We start from the raw sequence: 12,753 nt of genomic DNA on the forward strand, positions 1-12,753 counted from the left end.
CCAGTACCTGCTGGAACCGGCGCTCCAGGGCGGCGTCCTTCTCGATGTACTTGCGGTACTCCTCGAGTGTCGTGGCACCGACCAAGCGCAGCTCACCCCTCGCCAGCAGCGGCTTGATCATGTTGCCCGCGTCCATCGCCGACTCGCCGGTCGCACCGGCGCCGACGATGGTGTGCAGCTCGTCGATAAAGGTGATGATCTGGCCGTCGGCGGCCTTGATCTCGTCGAGGACGGCCTTGAGGCGTTCCTCGAACTCGCCGCGGTACTTGGCGCCGGCGACCATCGCGCCCAGGTCGAGCGAGACGACGGTCTTGTTGCGCAGCGACTCGGGCACATCGCCCTCGACGACGCGCTGGGCCAGGCCCTCGACGATCGCCGTCTTGCCGACGCCGGGCTCGCCGATGAGCACCGGGTTGTTCTTGGTACGGCGGCTCAGCACCTGCACCACGCGCCGGATCTCGCTGTCGCGGCCGATCACCGGGTCGAGCTCACCGGCGCGGGCGCGCTTGGTGAGGTCGGTGGAGTACTTCTCCAACGACTGGTAGGTGTCTTCTGGGTTTTCGCTGGTCACTCGGGCTGTGCCGCGCACCGCCTGGAATGCTTCGCGCAGCGCCTCGGGGCCCGCGCCCGCATCCTGCAGCGCCTTGGCGGCGTCGGAGTCGCCGGTCGCCAGGCCGACCATCAGGTGCTCGGTGGAGACGTACTCGTCGTTCAGTTCGGTCGCGAGATTCTGCGCGGCGGTGATCGCCGCGATGGACTCCCGGCTCAGCTGCGGCTGCGCGCTGTTGCTGGAGACCACCGGCGCCCGGCCGACGAGGCTCTTGGCCTCGGCCAGCATGCGCGCGGGTTCCACGCCGACTGCCTTGAGCAGCGGCGTCGCGATACCGTCGGACTGCTCGAGCAGCGCGACGAGGATATGGGCCGGGCGCACATCGGAGTTACCCGCTGCGGCCGCGTCTTGGACGGCAGCCTGCAGTGCAGCCTGCGTCTTGGTGGTGGGCGTGAAGCTGTCCACTGGCAATGCCTTTCTTTTCGTCTTCAGAGGCTGGTGCGAAGCCGCATGCTCCGCACGCAAGTCTAGGAGCCAGTCGCGACTCCTTCACTGGTTTCAACACCACCAAAGTTGAGTCTGTTCCACTAAGGTTTCACAATGCCTGTGATCTAAGCCATATCCACTACAGCTACTGTGCGAACGCACGAACCCGGGATGAATCGGGACTAACGATGAGACGGGGCTCCCATTCACATCCCCATCTGCTTTGGCGAAATTCTGGCGAATGTCTAGCCCGGGAACGCGATCTGAAACAACGATTTGGCCAGGGCTTACTCCACGCTGCGGGTCGCGGACCACGAGTTGCGCGCCAACTCGGAGTTGACGTCGGCACACTAGGAACCACCGGTCCTCCTCCAGTCAAATATCGACATTCGAGCGCAGCACGATCCCAAGTCCCGACTTCTCCAGCCGAGTGCGCCCGCGGCGCAACTCCCGACCGTCGAGCGAAGTCGAGGAACTCCTCTTCCACCGGCCATCGGACAGGATTAAGGTTCAACCGGGTGTGATGACGTCGCACATGGCACCCCACTTCCCCTCGACGCCAAGGGGATGACCCGTAGGTTCCGTTGTCTCGCGCAACTCGGGCACAGTGCTCCCCGCCCAGGCGGGGGTTGACCCCCACGACAGTCACGCACCCATGACAATTAGATTAACTAGGTACCTTTCTCTCGACTTGACAACCGCTACAAGCTTACCTACCTTCAGTGACGTGGGACATACCAAACCAGACACCACCGACAACCTCGCCCTAGCCGAGCGCTTGTCGCCGCGGGCGCGGGCACTGTGGGCCAAGTCTGACTACGACACGAAGGTCGAGTGGCTCCCCCTCTATCTGCACATATCCGACTCCGCGGCGGTGGCGGCCACTCTTTGGGACCACTTCCTACCCACAGCGACTCAGCGCGTGGTGGCTGCCGCTTTCGACGGGAACCTGCCCCTAGCCCGCAAGGTAGCCATCTGGTTGGCTGCTAGTCACGATTTGGGTAAAGCGAGCCCGGCGTTCACCTGCCAGATGGATTGGCTCCGCCTCAAAGCGGAGGACGCCGGCCTGTCGTTTCATCCGTCAGTCGAACGCAACCGCCGACAGCTACGCCATGAAGCGGCGAGCTACTTCATTCTGCGCGAATGGCTGAGGTCGAGTCATGGATTTTCCAGGAAGATCGCGTCAACGTACGCCAGCATTCCGCTAGGCCATCACGGCGACTTCAGCACTCCGCCACCCGAACACTCCGAACCCGGCTCACCATTGTTGGGCGACAAACAGGTTTGGTGGCCAACCCAACGCGAGTTGGCTTGCTACACAGCCGATTTCGCGGGTCTGATCGACGACGACTTCGCCGCATTTGCTGCCATAGCACTGCCGCAACCGTCCGCGATCTCCCTAACGGGACTGACGATCCTGGCTGACTGGATTGCCTCGAACACCGAGTTCTTTCCGCTACGGAGCACACCGCGCGAACCCGGCGCGGCGGCTGACGCGATGGCAAGACTCGGCCTCCCCCCACCATGGCGCGCCGAGTCCGTCGACGACACCCGACTGTTTTCCGATCACCTCGGCCTACCTGAGCCCCGCCCTCTGCAGACAGGGATCGTCGAGCTTGCGCGACGGCTGACGGAACCGGAGCTCCTCATCCTCGAAGCACCCACCGGAGAAGGAAAGACCAAAGCGGCGTTGGCCGCCAGCGAGGTTATGGCCGCCAAGTTCGACCTGGGCGGCATCTTGTTTGCCCTCCCGACGCAGGCCACTTCAGATGGGATCCTCGCCCCTGTCCACGAATGGCTCAGCACCATCATCGCCGACACCGACGTCTCGCTCGGACTCGCGCACGGGAAGGCCCATTTCAACCCCGAGTACGCCAACGTACGTCGAATGTCGCACGTCTACGACCCGGACGGAAGCGGCAACGTTGTCGCCCACTGGTTCCTCACCGGTCGCGGCAAACTAGCCACGATGTCCGACTTCGTGGTGGGCACCATCGACCAATTGCTTCTCGGTGCTCTGCGCGCCAAGCACGTTGCGCTGCGGCATCTCGGTGTCGCGGGCAAGGTTGTCGTGATCGACGAGGTACACGCAGCCGACACATTCATGCGCCGCTATCTGTGCCGCATGCTCACCTGGCTGGCCGCCTACAACGTTCCAGTGATCGCCATGTCGGCAACCCTGACACCGTCGATCCGCCGCGAATTGATCACCGCGTACAACGACGGTCGCGGACGCGCCACCGCTCCGATTGACGACGACGCCATCATCTATCCACGTATCACCTACACCACCGACCATGGCGCCGACGTCGTCGCGTTGCCGGCATCTTCGCGCACTTCATCAATTCAGGTCGACGAGCTTCCCGGAAATGTGGAGGCGATCGCCCTAGCCGCCCTTTCCGCTGCAGTTGGCGGCGGTAATGTCGCCGTTATCTGCGACACCGTCCGCCGTGCGCAGGATGTCTATCGAACGCTGCGCACCGCCAATACTGACAACCTCGACCTGCGCCTGCTACATTCGCGGTTTCTCTCCCCGGACCGCCTCCACAAGGAGGAGGAACTGCGCGTACGCCTCGGTCCTGCCGCGACTGCTCCGAATCGGCCGCTGATCGTGGTCTCCACCCAGGTGATTGAGCAATCGCTAGACATCGACTTCGACGTGATGTTCAGCGACGTCGCGCCGCTTGATCTGCTTATTCAACGGGCAGGCCGCCTGCACCGGCACAGAGGTAAAGATGCCGACCGCCCCGCAGCACATCGCACGGCCAGGCTGGTCCTGACTGGATTCACCCGCACCACCGACGGCGCACCGGACCTCGACCGCGGCTGCACGAAGGTATACGGCGCCGCGGCCCTCCTACGTGCGCTAGCCACCCTCGATGAACACTTCGCGCAGCACGCCATGGTTGACAGTCCCAACGACGTCGCCCACCTGGTCACCCGCGCCTACGAAACCATCGGTCCCCCACCGGGATGGGAAGACGTCTGGGCGACGTCCGAGGAGAAGGACCGGCTGCTGCATGCCGACCAACGTCGCCGCGCCGACCAGTATCGACTCCCGCCGCCGAGTCGCAGGCTACTCACTGACTGGACTGAGTTGCCCGGAGCCGCCGACGCGAGCGGGGAACGGGGCGCCGCGCAGGTCCGCGATGCTGAAGACTCGATCGAAGTGGTTGTCGTTCAGCGGATCGATGACCGTCTGGTGATCCCCCAATGGGCCGCCGAGCTAGGCGGAGCACAGGTCGACATGGCCACGGTCGTTGATGAGGGCATCGCGCTAGCCGCTTCCAAGAACACACTTCGGCTACCTGGGTTCCTCGGCGTCGATCAGCTCGGAGATCAGCTGATCTCCGAGCTCGAGGACGACGGAATCGACACTTGGCAGAACTCGAAATGGCTGCGCGGCATGCTACCGCTGATCCTCGATGCGCACGGCGACGCTGCGTACGCCGGATTCGATTTTCACTACGACACCGACCTCGGTCTCCTTGTCACCCATCAGGAGCATTCATGACATCTCACTCGTTCAATCTGGTCGATGACCCGTGGATCAGCGTGCGCCTGCGAACGGGAGATCCTGACTTGGTCTCGTTGCGTGAGCTGTTTCATCGCTCGACCGAGATCCGTCGGATCGCGGGAGAGTTGCCGACCCAGGACTTCGCGATCCTGCGTATCGCCCTCGCAATCATGTATCGCGCCCTTGACTCGGACGAGGAAGTCGACGAGCTCTGGGAGTCGGGCAGCCTCCCCCACGGCCGGATCAACGCCTATCTGGACCAGTGGCGGCACCGCTTCGAGCTGTTCGACGAGATTCATCCGTTCATGCAGGTCGCCGGACTTCAGAGCACTTCGGGCGAGACCAAGCCGCTCGGCATCCTTGTGCCGGATTCCCCCGGAGAGGACAGCCTGTTCACGATGCGGCGCACCGTCCCGGACCTGTCGTTCGCTGAGGCCGCACGCTGGTTGGTGCATTGCCAGGCTTATGACTTCGACGGCATCAAGACCGGCGCCGTCGACGATCCCCGTACCCAGGGCGGCAAGGGATACCCGGTCGGTGTCGGATGGGCCGGCTGGCTGGGCGGCCTCTACCTCGAAGGACGGGATCTGCGTGAAACCCTGATTCACAATTGGGTGCCCGCCGCCGAACCGGATCAGCGTCGCGACGATGTGGCGCTGTGGGAACTTGAGCCGTTGACTCCCGCGCCACGCAGCCAGGCGGTGATCGGCCCGTTCGGCCCGGCTGGCCTGTTCACGTGGCCGATCCGGCACATTCGCCTGTTCACCGCGGAGGACCGTGTCACTCGCGTGCTGATCTGCGTCGGCGACCCTATCGCGAAGGCCTATCAACTCGACAATGAGCCGATGACCTCGTGGCGCTACAGCGAACCGCAGACCAAGAAGCTGAAGTCGCCCTCGGCGTTGTACATGCCGCGCACCCACGACCCGACCCGAGCACTCTGGCGCGGACTCGCGGCCCTGCTACCAGCTCCCAAGCCTGTGACGGTCGCCAATGGAATCACCGTCTCCTACCCTTCGGCGATCGTGAAACGTCTCGGCACAAGGCTGGACCAGGGACTCATCCCCAACCGACTCGTCGGGCTGGTGTCGGTGGGCGTCGAGTACGGCGCCCAGATGTCGACATACTCGCAGATCTTCAGTGACAATCTGGTGCTGCATCCGGCGATCGCCGAAGGTACCGGCGCAGCACGGGCCTGCGTCGTGGAAGCTCTCGAACGGACCGACGACGCCGTGTCCGCGCTGGCGCACCTGGCCGGGGATCTGACAGTTGCGGACGGCGGCGACCGCCACCACTCGGCAGCCCACACCCGCGCTGGCGCCTACGCGGCCCTAGACCAGCACTTTCGTGCCTGGATTCGGTACGTCGACAATCAACGCGACACAGAAGAACTCCTTCAGTCCTGGTTCGGCATTGCTCGCGAGGTGTTGTCCAAGCTGGCGGACGAACTACTGGATTCCGCGACCCCACGATCGCGCGCAGTCCGCACGGTCGACGGGAATCCCATTTCGGCCGGAAATTCCGCCAATTGGTTCGCGTACAACCTGTTCAAGCATCTACCGGATAGCCGAAAGGACACAGAGAAATGACGACCGACAGTGAGACCCTGCAGCGATTCGGAATCGACCGCCATGTCGACCGCCGCGCCCGAGATCTCTACAAGGGGATGCGCAACAACAGCGGCGCAGCGATCGCCGCGCTCGCCAGACTCCGGCGCGCAGCAGCATCGGAAATCGGCGATGATCCCGCGGCGTGGCAGACCGCTTTCCTCGGGTTCGGCGGTAATACTCCCGACGACTTCCCGTTCCCAAGCCAAGAAGAGAGCGCCGTCTACCTAGCTCTCACCCTGTACGCACTACACCAGCAGTCCAAACCGGAGACCATGCACGTCGATGGCCCCACACTGGGCGACGCCCTCGGCCGCCTTGCCCGCGCCGACGGGGCGAACACTCCGAGCGAACCGGTGATCCGGCGCTTCAACGCCCTGGTGACCGCAGACACCGCCAGCGAGACACAATGGCACCTGCGTAGCCTTGTCGGACAACTGCGGGCGCATGGCATCCCGCTGGACTACGGAAGGCTGGCCCGCGACCTCGCCGCCCTGGACGGCTTCGCCCGCAAAGGCGAGAGCCCAGGCGCCGCACGACGGCGGGTGCAACTGCAGTGGTCGCGCGCGTTCAGCCGGACCCCCAAACCCACCCACGTCTCCGCGGAGGCACCCACCCCAGCAGAGTCCACGACCGCACCGGCCTGACCACCACTGATAACCACTGATAACCAGGAGTACCCATGTCACTGTTCATCGACTTCCACGCCGTCCAGACCATCCCGCCGGCAAATATCAACCGAGACGAAGACGGCAGTCCCAAGTCCACTGTCTTCGGCGGAACGCGACGCGCCCGAGTCTCCAGCCAGGCCTGGAAGCGCGCGATGCGGAACGACTTTCACGGCCACCTCGACGATTCGGAGTTGGGTGTGCGCACGCTGAGGATGGTCGACCTGATCGCCGATCGCATCCGTGAACGCAGCTCAGAATTGAGCGAAGTCGCACAGGATCGCGCCATCGCCGTACTCACCGCGACCGGGATCAAGGTGGAAAAGGTGAAGCCACGCAAAGGCGCCGAGGACCAATCCGAGTACTCCAAGACCGGTGCCCTGCTGTTCCTATCCAATCCGCAGATCGATGCGCTCGCCGAACTCGCCATCGTGTCCGGAGACAAAATCGATAAGAAGCAAGCCAAGGCAATTCTCAACCGCGGCAATTCCATTGATCTTGCCCTATTCGGCCGAATGATCGCCGACGCCCCTGATCTCAATGTCGACGCCGCTGCTCAGGTGGCCCATGCTTTGGGTACGCACACCGTCGTCCCCGAATTCGACTACTTCACTGCTGTAGATGACAAACAGGTCGAAGACAACGCGGGCGCCGGGATGATCGGCACGGTGGAGTTCAACACGGCGACTCTATACAGGTACGCCACGGTGAACGCTTCCCTCCTGCTGGAGAACCTCGGTTCGGTGGAGGCCGCCGTGCGAGGTATTGAGGCGTTCACGCGGGCTTTCGTCGGTTCGATGCCGACGGGTAAACGAAACACCTTCGCGAACAAGACGTTGCCGGCGTTCGTGCTTGTCACGGTGCGAACGGACCAACCGATCAACTTCGCCGGAGCCTTTGAGGAGGCCGTCGCGCCCGACCAGGGACTGGCCACCACATCGATCTCCAGACTGATCTCCGAGGCCAATAGCACCTACGCGGCGTACGACGCGGCACCCGCAGTAGCTTTTGCGGTCACTTCCCGTGAGGTCGACGGTCTTGCCGGGTTCGCTGACCGGATGTCGCTGAATGAGTTGGCGTCAACGCTAGGGACGCAGCTTCGTGATCGGCTCGGCGGTGAACAGTGACCACCCTGCTGATCAACCTTTCCGGGCCACAACAGGCGTGGGGCGATTCCAGCCGGTTCACGCAACGACACACCCGCCCGGAGCCGACCAAGAGCGGAATACTCGGACTCCTCGCCGCAGCGCTCGGTCGTCGGCGTACCGATCCGATTGAGGATCTGGCCAGCCTCACTTTCGGGGTCCGCACCGACCAACCAGGGCGCTTGGAGCGCGACTTCCAGACCGAGATCGATTGGCGCACAGGCAAAGCGAAACCACTCACCAATCGCTACTACCTGGCGGATGCGCGCTTTGTTGCGGGCATCCAGGGCCCGGACGAAGTGTTGGAAGCCCTCGTGCAAGCGCTGGCAGAACCGACCTTTCCCCTCTACCTGGGACGCCGGGCGTTTCCGCCGGCAGGACCTCTACGCGGCTCACTGGTCGCCACCGATCTCTCCCGTTCGCTACGCGACGCCGACTGGACGGCAGGTCCTCAGCACCGACGTGCGCAGGCGAGGATCGTTCGACTCCCGATCGTGCGCGACGCGGGTCCTGAGGACACCGCAACTGATTCAATCCGCGACCACCCAGTGAGCTTCGATCCCGAGCACCGTCAGTACGAGTGGCGCGACGTCGTACACGAGGCAGTCGATATCGAGAATCTCGATTCACAGCGTCCTGCGTCGACCCCGGACTGGCTCGCCGCCCTAGGAGGCAGCTGATGTATATGTCCCGAATCGCCCTCAACCGACGCAGTCGGGGCGCCCTTAGGCTCCTCAGCAACCGGCACGCCATGCACGCTGCAGTGATGTCATCGTTTCCACCCGATACTCCGACTGAAACTGCTAGCGGCCGAGTGCTGTGGCGCGTCGATCGTACCGGCGAGGAGACGAGCCTTCTGGTGGTCAGCCCGAACAAGCCCTGCCTCGCGCACATCAACGAGCAGGCCGGCTGGTCCACCGGTTCACCTTGGGCCACCCGAGATTACGGGCCGTTTCTCGCTGGTCTCCGCGCAGGCGAACAGTATGTGTTCCGGCTCACCGCCAACCCAACGCACCGGGCCACTGTCGTCGTCGACGGTCAGCAGCTCAAGCGGATCGTCGGGCACGTGACCGACAGCCATCAACGTCAATGGTTCGTCGGCCGCAGCGAGACACACGGCTTCACCCTCGCGAGCAGTTCCACCGATGCTGAAAGCGCGCATCCCGAACTGATCCTGCGTGAACGAGAGACCGCAGTCTTCAATCGCAATGGCAAACGCGTCACCCTGGTGACCGCTGCCTTCGAAGGCCGGTTGATCGTGACCGATGAGGCACAGTTGCGACATTCTTTAACGCACGGCATCGGCCGCGCAAAGGGCTACGGCTGCGGCTTGATGACGCTACTGCCCGCGACCTGAGATGAGCGACATTCCTGGAGTTCGTCCATCCCGGCCCAGCGAGCTAGTTCGTGTGCAGGACCGAATCTCGTTCGTGTACGTGGAACGAGCAACGATCGGCCGTGACGACAGCGCGATCACGGCGACCGATGACGCTGGCGTTGTACATATACCTGCGGCTTCGCTCGGCGCGCTCCTCTTGGGGCCAGGCACGCGAGTTACACACCAGGCGATGCTCTTGCTCGCTGACAGCGGATCGACGGCAGTGTGGGTAGGCGAACGCGGTGTCCGCTACTACGCTCACGGACGGCCATTGGGCCGAAGCTCACGACTTCTTGATGCTCAAGCGCGCGCTGTATCCAATGGCCGCGAGCGCATCGCCGTCGCACGGGCCATGTATGAGATGCGATTCCCTGACGAGGACGTCAGCTCCTGTTCCATGCAACAACTGAGGGGTCGCGAGGGTGCGCGAGTGCGCGGCATGTACCGGACACACTCTGCTCGCACTGGAATCGAATGGCTGCGCCGAGATTACGACCCCCTCGATTTCGCCGGGTCTGATGTCGTAAACCAGGCGCTCTCTGCGGCTCATGCGTGCCTATACGGTGTCGTCCACTCCGTCGTCGTCGCGCTCGGGTGTAGCCCAGGGCTTGGATTTGTGCACACTGGCCACGATCGATCGTTCGTCTACGACGTCGCAGACCTCTACAAATCGGAAATCACGATTCCGGTTGCCTTCGATGTAGCCGCCACCATCGACCGCGAGGACCTGCCGGACGACGATGTCGGCGCGATCACCCGTCGCGCCGTTCGGGATGCGGTCAAATCAGGAGCATTGCTGACTCGCTGCGTCAAGGATATCCACCGACTACTCCTACCCGACAATCAGTCCGATGAGGTGCAGGCGGAATACGCCGATGTCATCGAGCTGTGGGACGGCCGTCACGGCAATGTCGTTGGAGGAACGAACTTTGCACCCGAGGATTTGGAACCGCCGTGGTAGTCGTGGTGCTAACAAACTGCCCCGCGAAGCTGCGAGGCAGCCTAACCCGCTGGCTGATGGAGATCAGTGCCGGCGTATACGTCGGCCACGTACCCGCACGTGTGCGTGACCATCTGTGGATGCAAATCCTCGAATACGTCGACAGTGGCAAGGCGATCATGGTGCACAACACCGATGGCGAGCAGCGCCTCGCCTTCAGAACCCACCGCCACGAGTGGGAGCCAGTCGACTACGACGGCGTCATGCTCATGCGCCGACCTAGCGACAACGCCGCCCGTCGTGGTCGAGTACGGAAGGGCTGGAGCACAGCGTCCCAGCGCAGGCGTCGTCGCAGTCAGTAGCGCGCGATGAATCCGCATTGACGCGCTCGAGGGCCGATCGCTGCCGCGATTTGGCAAACTCATCCCGATTCCGGGAATGCGCACTTATAGTTGCTGGTCAAGAAGTGTGTTCCCCGCGCGAGCGGGGATGACCCCAGGTCCTCACCCACGTCCAGGTCATGCTCGGAGTGTTCCCCGCGCGAGCGGGGATGACCCCGTGCCCGACTTGACCGCGTCGACGAACGCACCGTGTTCCCCGCGCGAGCGGGGATGACCCCCCGGTACGGATGGCCTGGAGCGTGGACAGGGTGTGTTCCCCGCGCGAGCGGGGATGACCCCATCGTGAGCTGGTACAGGAGACGGGTGTCGATGTGTTCCCCGCGCGAGCGGGGATGACCCCAGTTCCCCGCCGACGCTCGGCCCATCATCGTCGTGTTCCCCGCGCGAGCGGGGATGACCCGGAACTGTTCCACCGGCTGGTGAGCGCGTGAGCGTGTTCCCCGCGCGAGCGGGGATGACCCCATGACCCACGCCTGGGCTACACCCGCACCGGAGTGTTCCCCGCGCGAGCGGGGATGACCCCGATTTGAGCTGGTCGAGGATGGAATCGCCGAAGTGTTCCCCGCGCGAGCGGGGATGACCCACGCGCCCCCATACCCGTATCGCAGGCCAGCGCGGTGTTCCCCGCGCGAGCGGGGATGACCCCGGCAGTACGCCGACGACGTCGACGCATGGCTAGTGTTCCCCGCGCGAGCGGGGATGACCCCGCGCGTTCGTGGGCACGACACCGGTCAAGTCGGTGTTCCCCGCGCGAGCGGGGATGACCCCGGCAGCACCATCTTGCGGACCGGCACCTCATGGTGTTCCCCGCGCGAGCGGGGATGACCCCACATCATCATCACAGAGAAAGAAGCAGCACAAGTGTTCCCCGCGCGAGCGGGGATGACCCCGCGCGGGAGATGTCGGCGTGCGTACACACGCCGTGTTCCCCGCGCGCGCGGGGATGACCCCTCTTTCAGCAGCGAGACAACGGCGCGTGGGGGGTGTTCCCCGCGCGAGCGGGGATGACCCCGGATACATCGACACCGGCGCGACCGTCGCCCGGTGTTCCCCGCGCGAGCGGGGATGACCCCGCGTTCACAATCTGGTCGATCATCGACTGCGCGTGTTCCCCGCGCGAGCGGGGATGACCCCGCGCTCGGGCAGATCGCGTGGAGCGACATCACGTGTTCCCCGCGCGAGCGGGGATGACCCCAACCGTCTGACCGAGTTCGAGTCGCGGTTGCGGTGTTCCCCGCGCGAGCGGGGATGACCCTCCTCGGCGGCTCCGTGCCGGGATGATTCACCCGTGTTCCCCGCGCGAGCGGGGATGACCCCTGCTCGTCCAAACCGACGATCTGCCCGTCGGCGTGTTCCCCGCGCGAGCGGGGATGACCCCCTTATGCCGCCGGAAACGTTCATGGACATTCTGTGTTCCCCGCGCGAGCGGGGATGACCCCAGGCCACCATTCGCTCCGCCCGCACCACCGCCGTGTTCCCCGCGCGAGCGGGGATGACCCCGTGTGCGTCGTCCACCCCGGCGGCAACACCCGGTGTTCCCCGCGCGAGCGGGGATGACCCCCGGCGCACAATCTCCGGGCAATTCGCGTGTGAGTGTTCCCCGCGCGAGCGGGGATGACCCGTCTGTGCCGTTGTGCGGCTTGTGATGGAACGTGTGTTCCCCGCGCGAGCGGGGATGACCCCAACGGCGACACCTGCCCATGGACCTGCCCCTGGTGTTCCCCGCGCGAGCGGGGATGACCCCACCCGGACCTGCTGGCGCACCCGGCGATCCTGGTGTTCCCCGCGCGAGCGGGGATGACCCCCAGTCAAGGTCCCCGCAATGTCCTGCACCGGGGTGTTCCCCGCGCGAGCGGGGATGACCCCAAGACGCGAGCCGGAAGCAGGGGGTAGCCTTGGTGTTCCCCGCGCGAGCGGGGATGACCCCACCCAACCTTCGGGGGTGGGCACGTGGATTGCGTGTTGTCGACGGCGCTTGAAAACTGAACACTAACGGCGCTCGAAAAGTGGACACTCTGCCGACGATTGGAGGGTGATCACTTTGGAGGATTGGGCGTTGAT

Annotated in this window: 9 protein-coding genes and 1 CRISPR repeat array; of the genes, 8 read left to right on the plus strand and 1 reads right to left on the minus strand. The window is 64.3% G+C overall.

Translation table 11 applies throughout. The features are described 5' to 3' along the window. Positions 1–1,015: Clp protease N-terminal domain-containing protein (locus WAW85_RS02100; RefSeq protein ID WP_422558006.1), on the minus strand; the 1,015-nt coding region annotated here is incomplete at its 3' end. Positions 1,016–1,763: 748 nt separating this feature from the next. Between WAW85_RS02100 and cas3 the strand changes: the two genes are divergently transcribed. The 8 genes from cas3 to WAW85_RS02140 are packed head-to-tail and all read left to right on the plus strand — an operon-like array spanning position 1,764 to position 10,653. After that, the gene (gene cas3 / locus WAW85_RS02105) at positions 1,764–4,550 is read left to right on the plus strand and encodes a CRISPR-associated helicase Cas3' (protein WP_422558007.1); all 2,787 of its coding nucleotides are present in this window, start codon (positions 1,764–1,766) and stop codon (positions 4,548–4,550) included. Continuing rightward, positions 4,547–6,142, plus strand: coding sequence for a type I-E CRISPR-associated protein Cse1/CasA (gene casA, locus WAW85_RS02110; RefSeq protein WP_422558008.1), 1,596 nt, complete (start codon positions 4,547–4,549; stop codon positions 6,140–6,142). The genes cas3 and casA overlap by 4 nt, the downstream gene beginning before the upstream one ends. Next, entirely contained in the window at positions 6,139–6,807 is a 669-nt protein-coding gene (gene casB / locus WAW85_RS02115) for a type I-E CRISPR-associated protein Cse2/CasB (protein ID WP_422558009.1), read from the plus strand. The genes casA and casB overlap by 4 nt, the downstream gene beginning before the upstream one ends. Positions 6,808–6,842: 35 nt before the next feature. Continuing rightward, entirely contained in the window at positions 6,843–7,955 is a 1,113-nt protein-coding gene (gene cas7e / locus WAW85_RS02120) for a type I-E CRISPR-associated protein Cas7/Cse4/CasC (RefSeq protein ID WP_422558010.1), read from the plus strand. Then, positions 7,952–8,653, plus strand: coding sequence for a type I-E CRISPR-associated protein Cas5/CasD (cas5e, locus tag WAW85_RS02125; protein ID WP_422558011.1), 702 nt, complete (start codon positions 7,952–7,954; stop codon positions 8,651–8,653). The genes cas7e and cas5e overlap by 4 nt, the downstream gene beginning before the upstream one ends. 5 nt (positions 8,654–8,658) lie before the next feature. Further along, positions 8,659–9,330 carry a type I-E CRISPR-associated protein Cas6/Cse3/CasE gene (gene cas6e / locus WAW85_RS02130; protein WP_422558014.1) on the plus strand — a complete coding sequence of 224 codons (672 nt, stop codon included), beginning with the start codon at positions 8,659–8,661 and terminating at the stop codon, positions 9,328–9,330. A gap of 1 nt (position 9,331) precedes the next feature. Then, positions 9,332–10,312 (plus strand): type I-E CRISPR-associated endonuclease Cas1e, encoded by a 981-nt coding sequence (cas1e, locus tag WAW85_RS02135; RefSeq protein ID WP_422558012.1) that lies wholly within the window; start codon positions 9,332–9,334, stop codon positions 10,310–10,312. Between the two features lie 56 nt (positions 10,313–10,368). Then, positions 10,369–10,653, plus strand: a complete 285-nt coding sequence (locus tag WAW85_RS02140) for a type I-E CRISPR-associated endoribonuclease Cas2 (RefSeq protein ID WP_422558013.1) — start codon at positions 10,369–10,371, stop codon at positions 10,651–10,653. A 106-nt stretch (positions 10,654–10,759) separates the two neighbouring features. Further along, positions 10,760–12,619: a CRISPR direct-repeat array (repeat unit 29 nt; unit sequence GTGTTCCCCGCGCGAGCGGGGATGACCCC). Positions 12,620–12,753 lie beyond the last annotated feature (134 nt).

The sequence above is a fragment of the Gordonia sp. (in: high G+C Gram-positive bacteria) genome, assembly GCF_049299075.1.
GTDB lineage: Bacteria > Actinomycetota > Actinomycetes > Mycobacteriales > Mycobacteriaceae > Gordonia.